At 33.0% G+C, this 24,473-nt stretch carries 23 protein-coding genes; all 23 read right to left on the reverse strand.

Annotated features, from left to right (window positions below):
* Positions 1 to 77: 77 nt before the first annotated feature.
* The 23 genes from MHI18_RS01360 to MHI18_RS01470 all read right to left on the reverse strand — a co-directional run bounded on the left by MHI18_RS01360 (position 78) and on the right by MHI18_RS01470 (position 24,387).
* Positions 78 to 239: a paeninodin family lasso peptide gene (locus MHI18_RS01360; RefSeq protein ID WP_340845606.1), complete on the reverse strand. Its 162-nt coding sequence runs from the start codon at positions 237 to 239 to the stop codon at positions 78 to 80.
* A gap of 13 nt (positions 240 to 252) precedes the next feature.
* Complete coding sequence (locus tag MHI18_RS01365; protein WP_340845607.1) at positions 253 to 2,193, reverse strand: asparagine synthase-related protein; 1,941 nt, start codon at positions 2,191 to 2,193, stop codon at positions 253 to 255.
* Positions 2,194 to 3,324: 1,131 nt separating this feature from the next.
* Positions 3,325 to 3,579, reverse strand: a complete 255-nt coding sequence (locus tag MHI18_RS01370) for a PglD-related sugar-binding protein (RefSeq protein ID WP_340845608.1) — start codon at positions 3,577 to 3,579, stop codon at positions 3,325 to 3,327.
* Positions 3,580 to 3,906: 327 nt separating this feature from the next.
* Entirely contained in the window at positions 3,907 to 5,001 is a 1,095-nt protein-coding gene (locus MHI18_RS01375; protein WP_340845609.1) for an acyltransferase family protein, read from the reverse strand.
* Between the two features lie 416 nt (positions 5,002 to 5,417).
* On the reverse strand, positions 5,418 to 6,392 hold the full coding sequence (locus MHI18_RS01380) for a glycosyltransferase (RefSeq protein ID WP_340845611.1): 975 nt from the start codon (positions 6,390 to 6,392) through the stop codon (positions 5,418 to 5,420).
* A 15-nt stretch (positions 6,393 to 6,407) separates the two neighbouring features.
* Positions 6,408 to 7,595, reverse strand: a complete 1,188-nt coding sequence (locus MHI18_RS01385) for a glycosyltransferase (RefSeq protein ID WP_340845612.1) — start codon at positions 7,593 to 7,595, stop codon at positions 6,408 to 6,410.
* Positions 7,596 to 7,805: 210 nt separating this feature from the next.
* Positions 7,806 to 8,588 (reverse strand): glycosyltransferase family 32 protein, encoded by a 783-nt coding sequence (locus MHI18_RS01390; RefSeq protein WP_340845613.1) that lies wholly within the window; start codon positions 8,586 to 8,588, stop codon positions 7,806 to 7,808.
* 190 nt (positions 8,589 to 8,778) lie between these two features.
* Entirely contained in the window at positions 8,779 to 10,551 is a 1,773-nt protein-coding gene (locus tag MHI18_RS01395; protein WP_340845614.1) for an ABC transporter ATP-binding protein, read from the reverse strand.
* A gap of 59 nt (positions 10,552 to 10,610) precedes the next feature.
* Positions 10,611 to 11,807, reverse strand: coding sequence for a glycosyltransferase (locus tag MHI18_RS01400; RefSeq protein ID WP_340845615.1), 1,197 nt, complete (start codon positions 11,805 to 11,807; stop codon positions 10,611 to 10,613).
* 14 nt (positions 11,808 to 11,821) lie between these two features.
* Positions 11,822 to 13,024: a glycosyltransferase gene (locus MHI18_RS01405; RefSeq protein ID WP_340845616.1), complete on the reverse strand. Its 1,203-nt coding sequence runs from the start codon at positions 13,022 to 13,024 to the stop codon at positions 11,822 to 11,824.
* A 122-nt stretch (positions 13,025 to 13,146) separates the two neighbouring features.
* A complete protein-coding gene (locus tag MHI18_RS01410) occupies positions 13,147 to 14,178 on the reverse strand; it encodes a glycosyltransferase family 2 protein (RefSeq protein WP_340845617.1) in 1,032 nt (343 codons plus the stop codon).
* Between the two features lie 17 nt (positions 14,179 to 14,195).
* A complete protein-coding gene (locus MHI18_RS01415) occupies positions 14,196 to 15,389 on the reverse strand; it encodes a glycosyltransferase (protein WP_340845618.1) in 1,194 nt (397 codons plus the stop codon).
* 34 nt (positions 15,390 to 15,423) lie between these two features.
* Positions 15,424 to 16,032 (reverse strand): acyltransferase, encoded by a 609-nt coding sequence (locus MHI18_RS01420; protein ID WP_340845619.1) that lies wholly within the window; start codon positions 16,030 to 16,032, stop codon positions 15,424 to 15,426.
* 11 nt (positions 16,033 to 16,043) lie between these two features.
* Positions 16,044 to 16,787, reverse strand: coding sequence for a glycosyltransferase family 32 protein (locus tag MHI18_RS01425; protein WP_340845620.1), 744 nt, complete (start codon positions 16,785 to 16,787; stop codon positions 16,044 to 16,046).
* Between the two features lie 362 nt (positions 16,788 to 17,149).
* Positions 17,150 to 17,488, reverse strand: a complete 339-nt coding sequence (locus tag MHI18_RS01430; protein WP_340845621.1) for a helix-turn-helix domain-containing protein — start codon at positions 17,486 to 17,488, stop codon at positions 17,150 to 17,152.
* 56 nt (positions 17,489 to 17,544) lie between these two features.
* Positions 17,545 to 18,705 carry a DegT/DnrJ/EryC1/StrS family aminotransferase gene (locus MHI18_RS01435; protein ID WP_340845622.1) on the reverse strand — a complete coding sequence of 387 codons (1,161 nt, stop codon included), beginning with the start codon at positions 18,703 to 18,705 and terminating at the stop codon, positions 17,545 to 17,547.
* On the reverse strand, positions 18,686 to 19,351 hold the full coding sequence (locus MHI18_RS01440; protein WP_340845623.1) for an acetyltransferase: 666 nt from the start codon (positions 19,349 to 19,351) through the stop codon (positions 18,686 to 18,688). The genes MHI18_RS01435 and MHI18_RS01440 overlap by 20 nt, the downstream gene beginning before the upstream one ends.
* The gene (locus tag MHI18_RS01445; RefSeq protein WP_340845624.1) at positions 19,348 to 19,962 is read right to left on the reverse strand and encodes a sugar transferase; all 615 of its coding nucleotides are present in this window, start codon (positions 19,960 to 19,962) and stop codon (positions 19,348 to 19,350) included. Before MHI18_RS01445 ends, MHI18_RS01440 begins: the two co-directional genes overlap by 4 nt.
* Before the next feature lie 19 nt (positions 19,963 to 19,981).
* Complete coding sequence (locus MHI18_RS01450) at positions 19,982 to 20,131, reverse strand: hypothetical protein (RefSeq protein ID WP_340845625.1); 150 nt, start codon at positions 20,129 to 20,131, stop codon at positions 19,982 to 19,984.
* Positions 20,132 to 20,151: 20 nt separating this feature from the next.
* On the reverse strand, positions 20,152 to 21,228 hold the full coding sequence (gene galE / locus MHI18_RS01455) for a UDP-glucose 4-epimerase GalE (protein WP_340845626.1): 1,077 nt from the start codon (positions 21,226 to 21,228) through the stop codon (positions 20,152 to 20,154).
* 15 nt (positions 21,229 to 21,243) lie between these two features.
* Positions 21,244 to 22,326: an EpsG family protein gene (locus MHI18_RS01460; RefSeq protein WP_340845627.1), complete on the reverse strand. Its 1,083-nt coding sequence runs from the start codon at positions 22,324 to 22,326 to the stop codon at positions 21,244 to 21,246.
* A 22-nt stretch (positions 22,327 to 22,348) separates the two neighbouring features.
* The gene (locus tag MHI18_RS01465; protein WP_340845628.1) at positions 22,349 to 23,251 is read right to left on the reverse strand and encodes a glycosyltransferase family 2 protein; all 903 of its coding nucleotides are present in this window, start codon (positions 23,249 to 23,251) and stop codon (positions 22,349 to 22,351) included.
* Positions 23,252 to 23,253: 2 nt separating this feature from the next.
* Entirely contained in the window at positions 23,254 to 24,387 is a 1,134-nt protein-coding gene (locus tag MHI18_RS01470) for a glycosyltransferase family 1 protein (RefSeq protein ID WP_340845629.1), read from the reverse strand.
* Positions 24,388 to 24,473: the final 86 nt, after the last annotated feature.

The following is a 24,473-nucleotide window of genomic DNA, read 5'->3' on the forward strand; positions in this document are numbered from 1 at the left end:
CACCTAGTGACTGCCAAAAAAACCCTCATACATTTCTAATGTATAAGGGTAAAACATAATAATAAATGTACTATAAATTACGACCCAAGAGGTCCATGGTGAGGTCCAGTTTGTCCTTGGTGTCCAAGATCTGAATTATAACCTTCATCAAAAGCACCACCCAGCGTACTTGCCATCGTTTGACCAACACTAAGCACTTCTAATATAGGCTTTTCCCACACTTTTTTATTTTGCAACATTATTCACCTCCTCTCAATTAAATTGTTTTAAGAATCTTGATATAATTAAGCTATACATTAAAATTTGATAATCAATATCAAATGAAAGTTCAGGTTTTGGCCCCTGTTGTTTTATCTTCAAAAACGTTTTTTTCAGAACGTCCATATTGAATAACTCGTTTATTATTGGATTAGTACAAACCGATTCAAGTTCATTCGTAAAGGTATCCCAATGCGGTGTCATACGATAAATACAATCTGCACCTTGGACGCCTCTGATAGATTGATTCAATCTAACCTTATCAGGTAAATAATCTGCCATCGATCTTCTAATTAATGATCTATCAAATCCATCTTGAACAAATTGTTTATCAGGTATCGATAAACAGAAACGAATTACATTCAGATCATTGGTTGGATCACGTTTCCATACAGAATAACGGAGGGAGAGCTTTGCTCCTAATGTTCCAGTGGCATTCCAGGTATACGCTTCTTCAAAATGTTGTCTTCTTACTTTATTAATGTTTGGATGGTAAGGTGTACTTACTTGTTGAATTCCATGTTCTTCAAGTTTAGAAAAAACATCTGTTTTTTTCGCCAACTCTTGGTTTATGATGGTAGGATATTTAAATGTTTCAGTTGGAAAAACCCTATTAATTAAAGGAAACGCTATCCTACTAATATAAGGAACCCTACGTAAACGATTTCCACCGACTCTCTTACTATATTGATTTAATTCTCGATAAAGACGAATCCACTTTAATTTTTTTAATAGCACTGCATAATAATTAAAGACTGGACCCCACGAAACGCTTAGATTTCCTCTCCCGCCGTTTAACAACACTCCTACTCCAGAATTACTAGATTCTCTAAAAATACCATTAATCCAATTAGAATTTGCGAAAAATTTGTATGGTATCTCGATATATTCTAGTAATTCGTCAATTTCAGATAGAGGATTAGTTTCTGCAAAATCATAATACTTTTCTTGAATATTACCAACGTAGTCTACGGTTGATTGAATGTATGGTCGTTCGTCTGCGATTGTATTTTTAGATGTCCAATCTTTAAAGCCAGAAGGCGGAATTGAACTAAATGTATGTAAAGCTTTACTTTCTTTTTTTAATGCCTTAGATGCAAAGCTCACAACAGCACCTGAATCTAAACCCCCACTTAAATGCGCCCCTACTTGATGATGAGTTCTTAACCGTGCTGTTACAGCATTTTGAAATATATGGCGAAATGCTTCTTCATATTCTTCATTGGTTTTTAAATCTAATTGTTTCTCATTTGTTAAACTAAAATATCTAGAAAACCTCATAAGGTCTTCTTTTATCGAAAAACAATGACCAGGTGGTACTTGTTCAATATTTTGGTAAGGGGTAATAGAAGTATCTACCGCATCATTCATACCTGGGATTGCCAAAAATTCAGCTATCCATTGATCATTTAACAGTTTATTTACGTACGGAAGTGCCAAAATCGGTGCAATAGTCGTACAAAATGCAAACTTATTATTCTGTCTATGAAAATACAAAGTGCGACTACCCGAAAAATCTCTTGCTCCAAATAATTTGTGTTGTCTTTGATCCCAAATGATAAAAGCAAAATCACCGATTAAATATTTAGGGCATTCTTGACCCCATTTGCAGTATGCTAACAAGATCAGTTGACTATCCGGTATCATTTTCCTTCTATTTGTTTCAATTTTCAAAAGATTAAATAATTCCTTTCGATTATCGATAATGGCATCGGAAGTGATGACTAACTGTCTCTCATAATCATAATAAGGAAGCTGCTCACCTATAGATTCAGGGGTGATCCATTGTGCATGACAACCAAAGAATAGATTCTCTTTATGCCAAACTTGAATATCATCTGATGGGTATTTCTGTAAAGATCCCATCATACCATTAATATACTCTATGGGTACAGGTTCTTTATTTGATTGATAAATACAGGCAATGGCGCTCATGGCTATCTCTCCGATTCCTCAAAATTTACTGGTATTTGGTCTAATTAAGAAGAACAATTACAGCTTTGAAATAAGTTCTCTATAAAGAACATACTATGATTTGGTATATATTTCAATCCCTTGATTTCTCTTTTAAAAACTATATTACCAGTTACAAAATCCTGCACTAAGTTAGGAACCTAGGCGTCTATTGGTTTCGTGACATTTGAGCTATATTCTTGTCTTCTGGATGTTGTTTTTTGTCGATAAATTTAAGGATCGGTTGGTACATTGCATTGATGAAAACAGAAGAAATAAGGCTAAAAAATAACAGACAAAAAAATTAATAGTGGATATTTTGGAGCGAAAATCAAGTCTGGGAAAAGTGAAATATAAAAAAACAAAACTTATAGATTGACCATATCCACTAGCAAATAAATAAAATAGGAACACATGCGTCCCCAAATAGAGCTAAATAATAAACCAGAGGTACACCGATAATCATGGGAAACGTTTCATATAACCCATTTACATCCTTTCTAGCAAATAAATGAAGAGCTAACATAAATAATATTGCTACCCCTTGCAAAATTATTTTTTTGAAAACTCCATGTTTTCTCTCCATTTTATAAAGTTCACAAAAAATAAGATAATGTTTGAAATTTATATCTGTTAATCTATTTCTTAAATGAATTGAATAAAGCAAATACTATTTTATTTTTGTTAGTTTTTAGCAATTTAATTAATCGATCGTTTTATATATTCCATTCAACAGGACGCTCTTTAATTATTTTAGATGGATTACCTACCACTGTTACATTGTCAGATATATCTTTCACTACAATGGACCAGCGCCAATAATAGACCAAGATCCAATGTTTTTACCTTGTATAATTGCTGAACCTGTGCCTATATCTGCTCCTTCTCCTATAACAACATTTCCTGAAATATTTGCACTCGGAGCTACCGTTATAAAGTCATTAAAAGTGCAATCATGCCCTACCGTACACAATATGTTATATATTACGTGGTTGCCGATTACTATATCTGTAGTAATTACGGTGTTTGCATAGACGATGCAGCCTTCACCAAATTCTACTCGGTTTCCTATCACTGCACGAGAGTCTATTATAGTAGGGAAGACAATGTTACCTATTTGCCTGATTTTATTGACAATTTTCCTTTTGAGAACAGGACTCCCAATACCAATAATAATTGAGTTTCCAAATTGTCTTCTAACCAATTTAATCCACCTATAATTCTTGAACCGTGAACCTCCGTCCCCATCAACAGTTCATTATCATCTAAAAATCCTAAAAAGTTATAATTTTCTGTATTACGTTCCAGAATTTCATGAACTTCTCTCGCAAATCCACCAGTTCCATAAATAACTAAGTTCTTTTCCATTATATATCCTCCCTCAATAAATATTGATTTTTCAACGTTTTGACCTACTTTTTATTGTAACGAAAATAATTATATCATTTATTCAATATACTCTAATTATTCGATCATCTCGCATTCTGTGGATACGCTTCGATACAGTTAATTGGCTAAAATTAACTGTAAACTCCATTTTTACCCTCCTTTTAAATTAAAAAACATCTCAAAAAAGAGATATTTAAGGTTAAAATTTACTTACTGGACCGAGGTAGGGTACCTATATGTGTTTAGGCTTTTACTCATCGGTTGTCCACGATAAAATGATAACAAAATTTAGTTACTGAATTTTTGTTAACTAGGTACTTTTTCATTTACTTCTCTTTTTATAGATTGGTGTTTATTTGGAAAAATAAACCTAGATACGTATTTTCCAACTCTAGCTGTATGTTTCTCTGTTAATAAGGATAAAACCCACGCGTAAAGAAGAACGGAAGCTGCTAAAAGGAGTTTTACACTTAAAGGGGTATCACGAAAGATCCACAATGATGAACCAATCCATGTAAAGATTATATTTGCTAAAGGATAATGAGATAAATATAATGTGTATGAGAACCCTGCCAATCGCTTAGAAATTCCAAATCTTGATTTACTTGTTCTATTAGCAAAAACACAAATTACCAAAAAAATCCATATACTAAAACAAATACCAATAAATAAATCAGGAATTATTTGTGGTAATCCCTCAAGAAATACATATGCTTTCATTGAAATAAGAACTGATAAAGTTGATAGTATAAATAGAATGATAATCAATGCTCTATATTTAATATTTAGTGGTTTTATTAAGGGTATTACCGCACCTAGCAACCAAACTAAGAAATATAATGTTATTTTCCCACCAATTACAAGAGAAATTAATATGAGTAAGAATGCATATACTAGTCGATGAATAGATTTTTCCGACCAAATCATTAAAACTAAACATGGGAACATTATGTAGTACCAAAATTCATAACTAAGACTCCATAAAGGACCATTCAAACCAAAATTCTCTACCAAAATACCTTGCAAGAAAAATAGATTGCCTAAAAAGGTCTTCCAGTCTAAATATTTTGCTATTTCCTGATTAGAGCCAAAGATGCTCAATTGTACCTCTGCCCACAGAAAGGTTAAGATTAGACACGGAATTAGGACAATCCATAATCTCACAATTCTTTTTAGTAAATAATCAGTCCAGCTCCACCTATTTTCTTTCACTGCTTTTAGTACAGTAGATGAAATAAAATATCCACTTAATACAAAGAACACCATAACAGCTTGGTAACCGGGCAAAGGTAGATAAAAATGAAATAGAAAAACAACAAGGGCTGCAATAAACCTTGTAAAATCAAAAATATTGGAGGCTTGGCTATCGGTTTTTATTGTATTTATTATTATTTTTTTCATATCGACTCCTCCGTGATCTGTGATTCAACGCCACTATATATCTTGCCTATACCACTCGTACTCAATAAAAATATTTTAATGTAAATCGAAGTAAAGTCTATAAAATAATTAATTTTCATAATGAAGATTACACAATATGATTTTACTCTTCACTTTTGATAATTCCCCTTAGTCTTTTGCTTACTTCAGAGGAATATGGTTGAAATAATATACCTCTTCCATTCATTAGCGATAATTCTCCATCCCAATATCTGCTCACAGAACATTTTGTTACAACCATTTGATTTGATTTATTGGTTCATCACTAATGAAAATAGTTGGTGGTTTTACAACCAAGGAAAATGCCCAATTGTACAGAATAGAAATTTTCTTCTTCATATCTAAATATATATAATAGCCTCTTAACAAAATTTTTTTCATATTAGCTTTCTCTTCTCTGTAAAGTTTATTAATCTCATATATAAGATAGGATGAACTTTAGCAGCTATAATTGTTATTTTTACAGTTATTGGGTATTGTTTCAATTTAATGATTTTATAAAAGTAACGGTTTAGTATTTTTACAACCTTAAAATAATCAAGTTTATATTTAGAAAAATCAGAATGCAAAGACATTAAATTCATAACGGTCATAGCTGTATTTGCCAATTTCAAAGCAACTAAATCACTTAGTTCCTTATAATTTTTATCTATAAATTTGTACATATCTTCGTATATAAAAACACCATCGGTTTTTATGTTTTTCACAGCTAAATCCATGGTGCTATTTTCTCTTTTGATATAATGATATTTTGAAACCCCAATACATCCAACTCTCTTACTATTATGAATAACCTTATATGTAAAATCAGTATCTTCATATATGATTCCGAGGGTAAATCTAATTCCCTCTAGTAAACTTTTTTTAAAAAGTTTTGTCCATACTACCTCATCATATAAATTCCCTTCAAGCATCGCTTTCATTGCTTCTTTTGTATTATGAATGATTAATGGATGACCTCCATTAACCACTGTTTTATGATCATAATGGATAGTACTGGAACAGCTAGCAATCTCACAATCATTTTGTACACATAGGTTATACAGTAGTTCATACATATCTTTCTCAATCCAATCATCACTATCCACAAATCCCACATAATCTCCTAGAGCCACATCTAAACCAGCATTTCTAGCGGAGGATAAGCCCCCATTTGCTTTCTTTATGACTTTTACTCGGCTATCTAAATTTGCATATTCATCACAAATTTCACCACATCGATCTGGTGAACCATCGTTAATAAGGATAAGTTCAAAATCTTTCAATGTCTGAGATAATATTGAATCCACACATTTATGAAGATATTTTTCTACCTTATATACAGGCACAATAATACTTACTTTTGGATTCATCTTATTATCCTCCTGTTATTGGATAAATTTATAGAGTTTACTTACTTCATTGAGCCTATTAGCGTTTATCTTTCTTAAATTCATTGTGAATTCATTGCTTTTTCCGGGGTTATTCAAAAGAAATTTAATTTTCTCATAAAGTTCATCCTCGTCCACACGCACAATAAAACCATCATAATTATCAGTAATCTGTTCATATGATCCTGAAAAATCAGTCGTTATAATAGGTTTTTGTAAATATCTTGCCTCTGCCAACGTTAAGCAAAATCCTTCGTGTCGTGATGGTTGAACATAGATATCTGCCATTTTAATATAAGGGTAAGGATTTTCTTTTGATCCAAGTAAAATAAATTCTGAAGTTAATCCATACTCTTCTATCAAGTTTTCGTATGCTTTTTTATCTACACCATCTCCAATACAATACCATCTGACGTTATAACCATTTTTAATTAGATTTGCTAATACTTTAATAGCTATATCCTGGCCTTTCTCTTTAGAAAGTCTACCTACAGTAACAATTTTTGTTCCTTTAAATTCCGAGTCAAATTCTTCTTTTTCTTGAGCCATTTCCTTAATTGATTCTGACGAGATGATATTTTTAAATACTTCAATTTTATGTTCATCACTAGGGATTTTCTCGATCAATTTTTTTCTGGCCTCTTCTGATACAACAAAAACTTTATGAAACTTTTTATGCAATTTGGTATGCAGCTTTTGGTTAATAGAATGTTGTGAAACGTCAAAGTGTATCCAGGCTAATTTCTTATTAGCTTGAACTTTATTGGCAATGTAAAAATCAATAATGTCAGTCGGTCCTTGATAGGCGATGGCTACATCGTAGTTTTCTTTATCCTTTGCGACATTTTTAAAAATTTCCTTATAATAAACATGACGATTATCGAAGCGTTTCGAAAAAAAATAAACAGCTATAAAAGGCAAGATTTTCGTGTATTGTTTATTAAAATAGTAATTCTTTATTGTTTGTTGTGGTGCCTGCATGATAATAGGCTGGACATCTTTATACCAAGTAACTTCTTCAATCTTTATCCATTCTGGAATGTATTTTAAGAATGAACCTTTTTTATTTAACAATTGAAGAGTAATATCATATTTCCCTTTTGGAATTTCAGATAATAACGAAAGTAGGGATTTCTCAACTCCACCTATATCCATACTCGTTACCATAAATAGGATCTTTTTCAAATCGTCCTCCTCAAAATTTTTGTCCTTAAATAATAAATGTACGATATCCAAAGAAACTTAGTATCTATATTACCCTTATCGAACGAATTCCATAGTTCTTCATCATCGATTCTATGTTTCTATACAAAAAATAGGATACGCCATATTTATTTATGAGGAATTATAAATTTCATAATTTTTTTTTTAACAATTAAGACTAACTTCCAACATTTATTTGAGTGGATTTCTCACTAACATTCTCAATTCATTATATTTTTTTTCTCCAAAAAACATAATGAACATATTAGTAATTCGCTCTTTAATTTTGCGTTTTAAAGAAATTTTTGGGATCCACGATCCTGAAAAATGATGAATTATATACGTATTTTCAGTAACATGTAACTCTTTAGTTAACCAATTTTTAGGGCAAAAATACTCACTTGGAAATATATTTATATCATCTCTTAATAACTGTGTAAAATTCCCACTTTTCAATCCATATTCATTCCTCGTAATTTCAGTTATGACCTCTGTATTAGGTATTAATTCCATAGTTCCAGCTGTATTTATGAATGGTCGATCCTTATAATAACTAAGCAATCTTTCAACCCATGGATGTCCTTTTATACACCCCATTATACCTGCTGATATAAAATCATTACTTTCAAATCCACAAAAAGCCGAAGTATTAAGAAAGTCATCAACATTTTTAATTACTTCTACATCTGTATCCATGTATATACCACCTTGTTTCAATAAAACGTGTAACCTAACGAAATCCGATACAAAAGCATATTTTTTTGAAGTATATGCTTGCTTGACATATAAATTTAAATTAATGTCAAAATTTTCTTCATTCCATTCTATAATCTCATAATCAGGAAGGTGCTGTTTCCAACTCTCAATACATTTAAGAGTAATATTTGGTTTTTTACCCTTTCCAAACCAACAATAATGTATTACTTTCGGAATACAAGAAATAATAATTACCTCCTTTTTTATATTACAATTCATATCTTATTTTTTGTTATTGCTAAATTTTGTAATTAAATTGTTTTTTTCCTTATGCAGGATTAGCTAATTCACATAAAAATGTTTATAACTAATAAAATGTTTGTCTTTCTCCTTATCTTAATAATTGTATATACTCTTTCAAAGTTAAGGATGTTACCAAAAACTGAATTGGTTAAGTTTTATATTTATTTTAAATTGCTGACTGCTTCGCTCTATTTTCAATGGCTGTTAATCTACCTTTATTTATCTTAAATATAATATTGCAATTTTCTATTGTACTTAATCTATGGGCAATAATAATAAGAGTCTTTTCACCCTTTAAGCCATCAATAGCTTTCATTATTTCTTTTTCTGTTTCATTATCTAGAGCTGAAGTCGCTTCATCCATAAAGAGTATTTCAGGATTATGGTATAATGCACGAGCAATTCCTATCCGTTGGCGCTGACCTCCTGAAAGCCTTACTCCTCTTTCCCCTACTGTAGTATCTAATTGATCAGGTAATGCTTTCACAAATTCCTTTAAATGAGCCTGATCAAGTGATCTCCATACTTCTTCATCATCAATTAAATTATGTTCAGTACCAAAAGCAACATTGCTACGGATTGTATCATCTGATAAAAAAATTGATTGCGGAATATACCCAATTTTCTGCTGCCATATATTTATTTGATCATGTATTCTTTTTCCATCAACCAGTAATTCTCCCTTTTCTGGTTTTAGTAATCCAAGGATAATATCAACCAGTGACGTTTTACCAGCTCCAGACTCACCGATAAAGGCAACAGATTGACCGATAGGAATGGTTAATGAGACATCTTTAATGGCATATCCCTCTTGATTAGGATAGCGAAAAGACACGTTCGTTAGCTTGATAGAATCATTGAATGTGCGCTTGCCTTGGTTAATCACAATAGATTTATTGGTTATCGGATTAGTAGATTCATCCCTATTTTCAAATAAATCCTCATAAACAACCTTTAATGCTGGTTGATTATAGCGAATAGTTGTTACCAAAGCCATAATCCGTGTAATAGATGGCATTAAACGAAATGCAGCCATCGCAAAAAGAGCCATACTTGAAATAAGATGAGCTGTACCACTACCTTGAAGGACAATAATTAGCATAGTGACAAGAACAGTAGCTACTAATAAGGTCTCAATAAAAAGTCTTGGTGCTTGCTCCAGCATCTTCATGTAACGGCTGTTATTTGCTTTAATTGTACTTTGCTTGGTATATGCGTTTATAAAGAAACCTTCTTTTCCTGATACCTTCACTTCTTTACTGGCTCCTAAGCCCTGGTTAACCCATTTAATCATTTCACTATTTACCAATTGCTGCTCTTCCCCTAAATGGTTTATTTTTTTTCGAAATAGTTTGAAAAATAAAAAAACACTTCCACCTAATAGGATAGAAGCTACAACAGTTGCTAGTGGTTCAGTAATGAAAAGTAACGATACAATACATATAGTGACAAGTAATTCTGTAAAAAGCTGAAACCCAGAAATGATAATCCCTTGAAAAACATTTGAAACTTCTCCATTTACATTACGAAGCAATTCTGCTGTATTTCTTTGCAAATGAAATGTATAGGGCTTAGTTAAATACTCTTTAAATAATCGACTTGAAAGTTTAACTTGTTGATTTAATATGATTCTATATTGTACGTAGTTAAAAAGAAGCAAATATAAATTTTTTAATACAAAAACCAGTATTAATATCCCTACAGCAAATACGATAAATGCTGTAGTCGAGTCGAAATTAAATAAGTCATATACATAAGACAATATCGGTTGCTCTTGAATCATATCAGGATTGGTTAATATCCCGACAAATGGGATAATTATTCCGATACTCATTGTTTCGAATATGGCAGCTAATATCATCATAAGAAATATTATGAATAGCTTTTTCTTTTCTCTTTTATCGAAGAGCATCGCTAATTTCCTAACTGAGTCTTTCATTTATCTCACACCTTTATTTTAATTCTTTTTATGAGGTTTACTTACTACTAAGAATAATTCTAATTAGTATAGACAAAATAATTTTTTATGCTCGTTTTATTAGTTTTACCGGAGTTTTCTTTAAATAAATTTTCCTTAAGTTTTACATATAACATTCTATCTTCTAATAATAATTTAATTGCCTTAAAGATTTCTTCTTCATCTATACTTACTATTAAACCTGTCACATCATTATTTATTTGTTCCTTAGCTCCAGTGAAATTAGTTGTTACAATTGGTTTATTAAAACATTTAGCTTCTGCAAGGGTTATACAGTACCCTTCATGTCTAGAGGGTTGAACATAAATATCACATTCGTTCATATAAGGGTATGGATTGGGATCTGAACCCAATAAGATGAAATGTTCTTCGAGATTATATTCGACTACTAATCGTTCATATTCTACTCGTGTACTTCCTTCACCTAGGCAATACCACTTAACGTTATAACCAGCATTTATGAGTTTTACGAGCGCTTTTATTGCTAAATCTTGACCCTTTTCTGAGGTTAATCTTCCCACAGTTAGTATTCTTATTCCATCAAATCCATCCTTAAAGCCTTTGTTCTTTTTGGATTGTTCTAGAATAACTTCGTGTGAAATTACGTTTAAGAACACCTCTGTTTTATCCTCTACTATAGGAGCCAAACTAATTAGTTTCTTTCTTCCTTCATCTGAGACAACAAATATCTTTTCAAATCTTTTATAGACTTTAACTGCAAACTTCTTATCAAATCCAATCCTAGTTACATCAAAATGGATCCATTGTATCTTTCTTTTTGATTTTATTTTATGCGCAACAAAATAGCTTATGAAGTCCATTGGACCTGCATAAGCTACCGCAATATCATATTCGGATTCAAAATTAGGAATACCCTTTAAAACATACTTAAAAAAAATAGTTTTACTTCTAATTATTTTGGATAAAAAGTGAATGAACAAGAGATTAAAGCCTTTTATAATATGCCCTTCTTTAAACCTTTTTGCAGCAACAATTCTTGGTGGTAAATTCAATACGCTTTTCAATTTTTTATATTCCCTAAGATACTCTATATGGACACTTGAAGGTATAGAACTTAAAAAGCCCCCCGACTTCTCTAACATTAAAATAGTAATGTCGAACTCATCCTCATTCATTTGAGTAATCATATTCAGTAATGCCTTTTCGGTGCCACCTACATTCATATTAATAATCATGAATAGTATTTTCTTCTTCATAAATTTACTCTCTTTCATCCTATTAATTGATAAAACTTTTCTAGTTCCTCTATATTTCCCTTTTTCTCGTTTTTCAAATAAGTAATAATCCTTTCTCTTAGTTCATGATCATTAATCAGTTTCAGAATCCCTCTATAAACAGCATCACCATTCATATCTACCACTAATCCGTTTTTCCCTTCTACCATTTGATTGTATACAGCATCAAATCTGGTAGTTACAACAGGGACATTTAGCAGGCGAGCTTCAGCTATTGCTAGTCCGAATCCTTCAAATTTGGATGTTTGAACGTATATATCGGCATTTTTTATAAACGGATATGGGTTACTTTTCACTCCTAAAAGTATAAAATGATCTTGTAATTCGTGATCACGAATATATTTTTCTATTTCTTTTAACAAAGGACCTTTCCCTAATACATACCATTTAAAATCTATCCCCTGTTCTTTTAGCATTTTACAAGCTTCTAACGCAATATTATATTGCTTACCATGATCTAATCTTCCAATAGTTAAAATCCTCACTCCATCAAACTTATTATCGGCTGATTCTTCTACTTCTGCCATTTCAGTTATAAAATTAGGATTAATGATATCATAGATGATTTCAACCTTATCATTAAAATCTGGGTATGTTTCTAGGAAATTGTCTTTTGCCGATTCAGAAACAGTTATTATTTTGTCAATATCAGCATAGAAATCATTTTGAAATATTTTCTCTTTTGTTTTTAAAAGATAACTTGTATTAACCCAAGCATACTTCTTCTTTGCTTTAATTTTACTTGCTACATAAAATGTCGGTATTCCTTGCGCATAGCTAATGGCGATTTCATATTCTTTAGGGTTATTTTCTATACTATTTGATACGGATTCCCAATAAATTCTTGCTTTTGCAGTATTACCGTATTCTCTTTTTCGAATTCTTACTGTATATTTCATTCTAGAATAAAACATTTTAAAATTTAACATTTTGAGTGAGTGTAGAAATGATTTACTAATCTCTAGTTTAGTAAATTCTGTGTATTTTAATGGCGGTAAAATGTTGACTTCTTTTGGAACTGAATCTTCTAGAGAGCCTCCATGTGCAAAAAGCATAAGATCCACCGAATACCTAGAATAGTCCAACAATGACAATAATGTAACCAAACTTTTTTCTGCACCTGCACAATCCAACGAATCTATTACAAATAACAACTTTTTTTTCATAGTTGCTACCATCACTTCTCTCTTTATCGGAATTTTCGGTACTTATATTGTATAAAAATATATATTTTACTTAAGGGATAACAATTAAAAATTAAAACATATTCTTAACTCTTTTCACAATTACACCTCCCTCTTTACTTTTGTTGTTCTAATCCTACTGGTTGCGAAATAAACTTCATCATTCTTAACCCTTTTCTTAGGCCAAGATAGATAAAATTAAGATAGGGGTGTAAAGAAAATAATTGTAATTGTTGTTCTAGTAGCTTATCTTTTTTAACAGCTTTTTTTAAGTTGTCATAGTTGTTGTGAATATACGATCGAATTTCTTTCCTATGTAGACTCCTAGGATCCTTCTTTCGATTCATTAACAAGAGGTTATAATGGATGAGGCTCATTTTTAGGATTGTTTTATATGAACTGTCTGTCAGTTCTTTATAGTGTTTTTCGATAAAACAATGTCTTTCTAGTAATCCCTTCAGGATATCCAAATTTTTGGGTGTATAAGTTGCAACTATACTATCGCTTCGTTGGTAATAGTTGTACAAGGGTTCATGGAGGATTACGTACGTATTTACTTCATGCATGACCTGATGAGCCCAAAATACATCTTCAAATAACACTCCTTTTTTAAAGGCTATATCTTTGATGATATTAGTTTTATAAAGCTTCCCCCATGCGAAGTTTTTTACTTTCTCGTTGGTTACCAACTCCCGCATTAATGTTTTCTTACCCAATATAACTGGGAGATCTGTAGTAGAATAATAACGATTGTCTAATAGCCTTTTATCTTCATATGCATAATAAAAAGCCGATTGGACAACATCAGCTTGATACTGATCGCAGCTATCGACCATTTTTTCAATCATAGTTTTTTCTACCCAATCATCACTATCTACAAAGAAAACAAAATCACCACTTACCTGATTCACACCAACATTTCGGGCATCAGATAATCCGCCATTTTCTTTATGGATAACTTTGATACGTCTGTCCGTTTTTTCATATTCATCAACAATTTCCCAACAATGATCAGGCGAACCATCATCCACCAGAATAATTTCAATATTATCGTATGTTTGATTAAGAATACTATCGATACATCGGTGAATGTATTTCTCCACTTTATAAACTGGGACTATAATGCTCACCTTTTTATTTTGAAACACCGATTGTCCTCCCACGCCTATACTAACTGGTATAATTTATTTAATTCCCAATCATTATGATAGTCTATACCTTGACAGTATCTTGATAAATGTATTCTTAGCTCTTTATCCATATACAACTTCTCAATACCATCCGCAATTCCCTCAACAGATAGTTCACATATTAATCCATCTAAATGATTACTAATTTGGCTCTTAGCTGTAGGATAGTTTGTAATCAATACTGGTTTAGCTAGGATTTGTGCCTCTCCGACAGTAACTGCCTTACCTTCATATCTGGATGGTTGAACATACAAGTCGCAGGATTTTATATATGGATAGGGATTGGTTTGTTTGCCAAGTAATATAAAATGATCTTCTAAATTATTTTCGTTGATTAATTCCTTTAATTCTGATTCATAACCTCCATATCCGACAATAGACCATTTTAAATTGGTATATCCTTTATTATGTAATAATCTAAGAGCGTAAACAGCAAGATCAAAGCCCTTTGCATAGGATAATCTTCCGACAGATAAGATATTAAACGTTTTCTGATTTTGACTATTTATTTCAGTTTCATTGGCCATTTTCCTAATAAATTGCGGTGATGTAATATTTTCTATAATTAACGCCCTATCTTTTAGACTAGGATATTGAGATAAAAAAGAATTCAAACATTCTTCTGATACAGCTGCAATATGATCGAAATTTCTCCACATTTTCAGATCTAATTTATTATCTATTTCCAAAGTATTATAATCTGTATGAATCCATGCTATTTTCTTATTGGCATCAACCTTATTTATTACGATATCATGTGGCCATGCATAACTTATCGCAATATCGTATTTCTTTTTGAGTTTTGGTAAAGTGATTTGAGAATATTTCATAGTAAGCTGCATTTGAATATATCCTGAACCTTCTTTAAGCATTCTTGATTTTGACTTGAGATTAGCTGTTATTTTACTTAAAATTCTAATTATTGATGAAAAATAATGGCCTTCTTTAATAGATTGCCTAATTGGTTTGCGAAAAACAGAATAACTACTAATTTCAGGTAAAATATTAACCTTATCCGGAATAAGTTTAAAAAATTCTCCAGTATGGTGTAATACTAATAAATCAATATTAAAGCGTTCATAATCAAAGCTTTCTAACATATTAATTAGACTTCTTTCAATCCCTCCAATTTCCATGTTATAGACGGAAATCAATATATCTTTTTTCATTTTTATCCCTCATCTGTTTGTTCAGATTCATTTGCTAAGCAGTAATATGTTTAACTTCAATCTCCCGTTTATTGATAAAAAGAGTATTTGCTGGAACATTTCCTTTAACAACACTTCCAGCTGCAATGACCACATTGTCACCAATAATTGTATTTTTTAAAATAACAACATTAGAACCAATCCATACATTTTTACCAATTAATACTTCTCCGATAAGTAAATGACTATCCTCAGAGTTTTTATAATTGTGATCATGATCATTTATACAAACATTGGGTCCTATTTTTGTTTTCCTGCCTATTACAATTCTCTTTACACAATTTATATTACAATTATCATTGATAAAAACCTTTTCCTCTATAAATAATTCACCTTCAAAATCAATACGAAAACTTGCGTTTTTACGTATAAATACAAACTCTCCAATGTGTATTTTTGCTCTTCGGTTAAATATCTCAATTTTACTGTTAGCCTGCAGAATGAATACTGTGGCTTTAATATTTTTAAAATATAAAATTTTATAAAACAAGCCTCTAATTACCCCAATAAGGTAAGAAAAATACATTATAATTGTGAAATATAAACCTCTTGCCCTAAACTCAGCTACTATAGTTTTTACTATTTTATTTATAACATTAACCATATCATTTCCCCTTAAGAGTTTAGGTTAGTATAATATTTTCTGATTTTGGCTATGTTATCTCCACCTATAATTTTGGCTGCATAAACCTTAATTTGGCTTTTTATGCGAGTACGTGCGGGCAACCAACTTTTATAAAAATGATGCAAAGTGTATGTGTTTTTAGTCATGAATGTTCTACAGTTGATATAATCATAGGGTGAAAAATAAGTTTGCGGATAAAATACGCCGATATCTATAATTTCCTGATATTCTCCGTTTTTTAAAAGGCCCCACTTTTCAAGTATCTCAGTTACAATCGCTACATTTGTGGAATCATCTAAGCTCCCATCATCTTGTTTGAAATGTTTATTTTGATACGAATCTAGAAATTCTTTAATCAGGGTATTCCCTTGCTTCGATCCAATAGTACTAGTTGCGATGTAATTTTCTTGCTCAAATCCCCAAAATGATTCATGGTGAAGAAGATTATCAAATGATTTGAATACTTCAACATCTGTATCTAAGTAAATCCCACCATGATTAAATAAAGAGTGTACCCTGACATAATCACTGACAAACGCATATTTACCAGCTTGATATGCTTCTAGGACATAAGGGTTGATTGTTAGGTCAAAATTTTCTTCATTCCACTCTATGATTTCATACTCCCTTAAAAATACATGCCAGCTATCCTGGCATTTTTTTACGATATCTGGCTTTTCCTTCCCACCGAACCAACAATAATGGATGATTTTTGGGATTTTTTTTAATTCCATTTTTCCCCTCTTTTCATCTTACATGTATGTGGGTTATTAAACCCAGGGCATCTAACCCCTCCTCAGCACCACACTACTGACGACACGCGTCTAAGGTTGATTCAACCCACAGTATGATCGAGTGCCTCCGTTAATACCGGCTAGGAGACATCACCGAATCTATAGTTATTCTTAATAAAGAACACGTAATCAAAAAATATAGCTTTAATTGGAAAATTATTCTTATATTTACTCTTTACAAGGTTTTAATTTCATTTATGCACATACTAAGAGACTTTATACCTATTTCTATTTTAGTTCTCTATAAAGAACATGTCAACCAAATACTAGCGAATTATTGTCAAATGACAGCAATGTAGGAGCTATATTTTTTGATTTTGCCATTTTATAAATTCAATCAATGCTTTATACTGCGGAATCTGTTCTTTTTTCATCCCTGAATCTTGTAGGTCATTGATGAATTCTATCCATTCTCTGTCTAAAAAATAGGTTGGTTCTTCTTTATTGTTCGTATTAAGAAGTGTCAAGAGATCAACGTTTAATACTGCTCCAATTTTTTTCATGACTTCGAGAGATGGATTGCGATTCAAGTCCCGCTCGATATTGCTAAGATAAGACTTCGACATATTTGCTCGTTCTGCGAGCTGTGTTAATGTAAACCCTCTTCTCTTTCTAAGTTCTGCTATATTTTTCCCAATCATCGTTATACCTCTTTAATCCTTGTATTTATACTTTTTGGTACAGTTACTATACCCTTTCAATATTGCTGTAACGTATTTTGTATAACATCGATAACCCTGGTCTGTTCTTCTTCTGTCATGTTTGAACCAGAAGGTAGACATATACCATTTTTAAATAACTGTTCCGAAACACTTTCCTCCAGTTTATGAGGATAATAACGAGAGTTTTGGAAAAGCGGCTGGCTATGAAGCGGCTTCCAAACTGGACGAGCTTCAATATTCTCTTCCGCTAAGCAACTTATGAGGTGATGAACAGATGTCTTTGCTTCATTTTCGTTTAACGTAAATGATGTCAGCCATCGATTTGACCGCGTATTAGCTAATTCAGGCATAAAGGAGAGACCAGGAAGGTGATTCAGCTCCTCAAAATATCTCTTGAATATGAATCGTCTTGTTTCTACTCTATGTGTCAAATGTTCTAATTGACCTCTTCCAATACCAGCTAAAATATTGCTCATTCTGTAATTAAAGCCAACTACGCTATGTTGATAGTGGGGTGCATCATCTTTTGCTTGTGACGCTAGAAAACGAGCCTTTTTTAACAATTCCTTGTTATCGGAAACAATCATGCCGCCGCCGGAACTAGTAATGATTTTATTCCCATTAAATGAAAAAACGCCAATATCACCCAATGTACCGCTTGCTTTCCCCTGATAGGTTGCACCAAGAGATTCCGCAGCATCTTCTATGATTGGAACTTGATAGTGATTACAAATCGCGAGTAGTTCGTTCATTTTTGCCGGCTGGCCATAAAGGTTGACGATGATTACCGCTTTTGGCAGTTCCCCAGATTGAACAGCATCACTTAAGGCACGTTCTAATGCTAGAGGTGACATATTCCACGTTTCAGGCTCCGAGTCGATGAATACTGGTTCTGCTCCTTGATAGAGAATGGGATTAGCAGAGGCAACAAAGGTCAGGCTAGAACAAAAAACCTTATCGCCTCTTGTCACATTTAACAATGAGAGCGCTAAATGGATTGCAGCCGTTCCTGAACTAACGGCAACTGCTTCTGTTGAACCAACCAAAGTTGCTATTTCCTTTTCAAACGCGTCAATATTTGAACCCATGGACGTGATCCAATTCGTTTGGAAGGCTTCCTCAATGTATTTCATTTCACTTCCACTCATATGAGGAGAAGAAAGAAAAATTCTTTTTTTAAGAACCGTTGTTTCCATGTCCACTCACCCTCAATCGCTCATTATTTTTTACGTTTGCAGGCGTCCCAACAGCCGTACTATAAGCTGGAATATGATTTATGACCGTTGCCCCCGCACCAATAATTGCCCATTCACCGATTTGCACATGAGGAATAAGAGTTGCCCCGGCACCGATATGCACCCCCTCTTCAATAACTACCGAACCTGTTAAAGTAGCTTGAGGAGATAGATGAACGAAATCTGCTAACTTGTTATCATGCTCTACGATCGAACCCGTGTTAATAATGGAATGACTCCCAATTTGAGAATCGGCATTTATCACCGTATTAGCCATAATTACTGAGCCAAAGCCAATTTTAGCACTTGGGCTGACTAGTGCTGATTTATGTTGTAACGTCGCATAATAATCAATGGGGAGACCAAGCAAATGTACAATTTGTTTACGTACTACATTATTTCCAATGGCTACAATATATTTAATATCATTAAAAAGCTCTCTTAATTTGTGAACAGTTGAAAGCGGCCCGAAAAATTGGTGATTTTTAACGTAGATTTCTTGATACTTGTCATCTAAGTATCCAACGATTTGAATGTCATTTTGAGAGTTAATCAGATCAGTAATTACTTTACTATGGCCGCCGTCGCCCACGATAACAATCTTCATCCATTCTCCTCCCTTTTTGAAGGTGTTTCTCCCTTGAACTTCTCCACAGTTGCACTTCCAGCTTGATTGATTCCCTCTGATTGAAGCACCTTCATAGCTGTTAAAAATAAGATTTTTATATCTAATAGAAACGTTCGATGATGAACATACCATACATCAAGTCTGAACTTTTCTTCCCACGTTAAAGCGTTTCTTCCATTCACCTGTGCCCAGCCGGTTATTCCAGGTTTGACCAAATGACGTTTCGCCTGTTCTTCTGTATATAAAGGCAGATATTCGTTTAATAAGGGCCTTGGTCCAACTAGACTAAGGTCCCCTTTTAATACATTTATTAGCTGTGGCAGTTCGTCTAAACTGAACTTTCGTAGAAACTTCCCAAAGGAAGTTAAGCGAAGATGATCCGGCAGCAAATCCCCTTGATTATCCATTTGATTACTCATCGAGCGGAATTTATATAAGGTAAATAGCTTGCCATTCAATCCTGGTCTCACCTGTGTAAAGAGAATCGGCGATCCAATAACCATTTTAATCATAAGTCCTATAAAAAAAAGGAATGGGAAAAGCAGCAAAATAAGACTTAATGAAAAAGTGAAGTCTACTAATCTTTTCAAATTGATTTTCTCCTATTAGTCACTTTGTATTAATCACTACTTTAAGTTGATTTTCTAAATCAGCTATAACGGTTTGGATTTGAATATTTTCTTTATCTCGCACGTTTTGATATACATCCAACAGGATAACCAGTAGTTCTTGTTGAGTTAATTTTTCCGAAATATTCATTTGATCCTCTTTCCCTTCAGCTAATTGAAAAAGTCCTCACTACTTAGTAAGTGAGGACTTTGCAAACCAGCATATTCTTTTACTTTTTCCTCATAACCATGTGGATTATTTACCTGCCATCTCCAAGAATCTTCACACATTTCATCGATATCTTTTTCTGCAATCCATCCTAGCTCCCTTTTAGCCTTTGAAGAATCGGCAAAACATTTTGCTGCATCTCCTGCTCTAGGGTTTGCAAATCGATAAGGAATCTTCACTCCAGATATTGCTTCAAAAGTGGAAATCATCTCAAGTACACTATACCCTTTACCGGTTCCGAAATTATAAGCATCTATTCCAGTTGTCTGAACGATCTTTTCAAGTGCCAAAAGATGTCCGCGGGCTAAATCCGTTACATGAATATAATCTCTAATCCCCGTTCCATCAGGAGTAGGATAATCGTTACCAAAAACCTGTACTTCCCTTAATTCCCCAGCTGCCACTTTAGTGATAAAAGGCATTAGATTATTAGGAACCCCTGTTGGATCTTCGCCAATTTCTCCACTTCGATGAGCCCCTATTGGATTAAAATATCTTAATAAAGAGATACTCCAATTTGGATCAGAATCATATAAATCACCTAAAATCTCTTCAATCATTAGCTTTGTTCTCCCATAAGGATTCAAGGCTTGCAAAGGGGAATTTTCTGAGATTGGAACCGTTTTTGGAACACCGTATACAGTAGCAGAAGAGCTGAAAACCAAATTTTTCACATTATATTTTTGCATCAATCCACATAAATTCAGTGTACTGACCAAATTGTTACTATAATATTTAAGTGGGTCTGCAACAGACTCTCCAACTGCTTTATAACCTGCAAAATGAATCACTGCGTCTAATTGATTTTCAAGAAACACCCTTTCTAAATCTATCCCATTCAACATATCAATCTGATAAACTTTGAATTTTTTATTCGTGATGGAACTTACCTGATATAAGGCTTGGCGTTTACTTGTCGAAAAATTATCAACTACGATGATGTCATGTCCTGCTGTTAATAGCTCAATACACGTATGACTGCCAATAAACCCAGCGCCGCCTGTAATAAGTATCTTCATAAGAACCCCCCTCACTTACTTGAACAAATTATCTAACCAATCACTCTCATACAGGATGTTAAGACTAACAACATTTTCATAATAATAAAAAATAAAATAGAGAACTAAAATCATGTAATAAACAAATTTCCGATCTTTTTTACTGAAAACTTCAATAATCCAAGAGATTAAAATGAGCTGGTATAGATTAAAGTAGATAGCCACCCTTGCAAAAATCCATTGTTCGGTCGAAATAATCATAAAGACTAAGCCTAAAAGTGCCATGTTCACAATATAATCACTTTTCGGAAAGACAACTCGTAATTTTTCTCTGCCAAGATAAGCTACGACTAATGGTGCACCACTTACAATAACTCGGATGATGCTTGCCCCGCCTTCATTGAAATTTGTATAGTCACTATACTGCGTGTCTTGTATGGCGGCAAATAAGAATGTGGTAAACTGGTTAAATCCGATAACGATTAATACAGCCGAACTTAAAATAAGAAACGTATATTTAGTCCACGCTTTTATTCGTACGATAAAATAAATGGGAAGAAGCAGTAATGCACTTTGGTGAAAAGTAGATGCTAAAAGAACAATTAATGCATATTTTATAAAGTTTCCATTTAATAAATATTTTGTCGCTGTAAAGATAATCGCAGCAGCGAGTACTTGTCTAATCCCATTCATGGAAACTAAATGAATACCTCCAGTTATATATAGGTACGTACTAAGTTCAAACAGACGCGAATAGTTATACAAGACGATAATGATTAAAACATTTGTAAACAACGCCGCAGTGAAAACCATGATTTGGGGATCTTGTGAATACTGTTTTAAAATCATCTGAAAGATTCCAAAACCAATGTCTTTTTGCGTTTTAATAAAATCCCATGTGAAGTCATTCTTTATAAACATTTGTTTATAATTGTACGTATCACCTATACCTGTTCTCAAACCTGAAATGACCACCAAACATAACATGACTCCAAACACTAAGAATTTATTAGGTCTTACTGGTATTTCACTATTTGTTACCAATTGTGAGACAGAAACTAATCTACTGAAATACGATAATATAAACACTATGGCGAGATTGATCCAGAGGATAGTCATAGAAAAATTCCTTTCGACGCAATCAAGATTGCTTCAAAACTGTTGAATGGTGAGTATGTTTAATATATAAGTATAGAGCGATTCCAATCGGTGTTGCCATAATAGTGCTCCATTTATTAGGTGACTCCATCCAATAGTTCCTATTTTTCATCAGTAAACTGCTCGAAACATAATGAACATTTTCAATAAACCGTCTCTTGTATGAAGGGGCATATTTCATAGCCACTTTTCTAAAAAATGAAAATCCTCTTGGGTTTTTTCTATATTGATTGATCATATTCATGCTCGATCCGTCTGGTAAATATTCTACGTGACAAAGAACCTCATTAAAAACCAGAAGCGGATGGATTTGATCAATCAACATATACTTATAAACAAGCGGGCCGTATTTTTCTCCTTCAAAAATCGGATAAGATGGTGTCTTTTTCGTCAGTTCTGAACGATAAACTAACTTCTTATCCCCTTTTACTTTGTATTTCCCATACAAATCAGTCAGTGTAGACTCTTTAACCGTCTTAGGCATTTCCGTACCAATAACCACACCTTTGGGACTGGCATCCAAGCCTACCATTCCAGCAAACTCATTGCTCCCATTCTCCGCCCAAAACGTCAAGATTTTTTCTACCGCTTCATCAGGCATAAAATCATCTGAATCGATACATACATTGAGTTCTGTATCGATTAATTCATACGCTGTATTATGAGCACCATGCATTCCTTGATTGCTTTGGAAGTAATAGCGAATCGGTACACTATTTTCTTGTATCCAGGAATCTACTAATTGCTTCGTGCGATCTGTCGAGCCATCATCGATAATTAGCCAGATAAAATCGTTACATGTTTGTCTTTTTAGGCTTTCGTAGCATAAATGAAGCGTGTACGCTCGATTATAAGTTGGAGTAAAAACAGTTAAAGTAGGAGTCACTTTCAAAAGCCTCCTGCTAAGGTTTCATTTTCAGAATGATAGTGATTGTAAAAGGCAGTAAGCCACTTCGCATTAGCTGTTGTGTCGTATCCTTTTTTTGTCATTAAATCTATATTATCAGCATGTTTATATGACAAGGAAAGAATTTTTTTTGCCCATTTCTCAGGAGATTCCTTTAAAGACATAAACGATAATGAACCTGTTATGTCGCTCTCTTTGGTAATTGAATTGGAGACCAAACACTGTACTCCAACCGTTTGTGCTTCAACTAAGACGACGGGAAGTCCTTCAAAAAGTGAAGGGAATAGAAACAAATCCATCGCATGCAAAAGATTAGGAATATCTTCACGAACTCCTAAAAACCGTACTTTTTTCGTTAATCCTAACCTTTTCACTTTCTTTTCGATGGTTGCTTTTAATTGCCCTACACCTACTAGAAGCAAGAGAGAGTTCGGATGTATTTTTTGTAATTCATAGAAGATATCGATTATAAATTCATGATTTTTTGGTTTGTAAAAAGTTCCTATATGTCCGATTACAAGTTTATTTGAAATTTCAAGACTATTTCTAGTTGTTTTTCGGGTGGACTGATTGAATGCGTATTCTTTAGCATTTATTGCATTTTTGAGAACTGTAAAATTATTAGACTCAGATTTCTTTTTCCCAAAAAGCCATTCTCCTGCAAGTTTTGAACAAGCAAAGTAATCGCTTGGATTACTTTTCATCATATACTTTGCATATAAACGGAAAGGCAACTTTATATCTATATCAAAAACACTTGAATGACTATGAGCAATTCTCCCTGGAACACCCGCTCTTTTTGCTGCTCTTAAAACAAAACTGCTATTTTCATTGATGTGTGAATGGACAACTTTGTATTCACTATGAGTAGAAAAAAATTGATCGAGCAGCCTAAAATACTTTCGATAATTCCCTGGTCTTATGGAAGGCATATAAAAAATTCTACCGCCAAGTTTGAGGATTTCTGCATCATAACGACCTGCTTCAGCTCGATGAACCATAAAATCAAATTGGATTTTACTTCGATCGATTTGTCTGTAGTAATTCATTAACATCGTTTCAAGCCCCCCTCGATTCATGATGGTCACAACTTGCAGAATACGAATTGGTTCCAAAAAAATCTCCACCCAACCTTACAAATTTACTTTCTCCGTTCTATACAAAAAAACACTTTCCATCAAAGGAGAATGTCATTGAATTG

Origin of the sequence: Peribacillus sp. FSL H8-0477, assembly GCF_038002765.1 — a bacterium.
GTDB lineage: Bacteria > Bacillota > Bacilli > Bacillales > DSM-1321 > Peribacillus.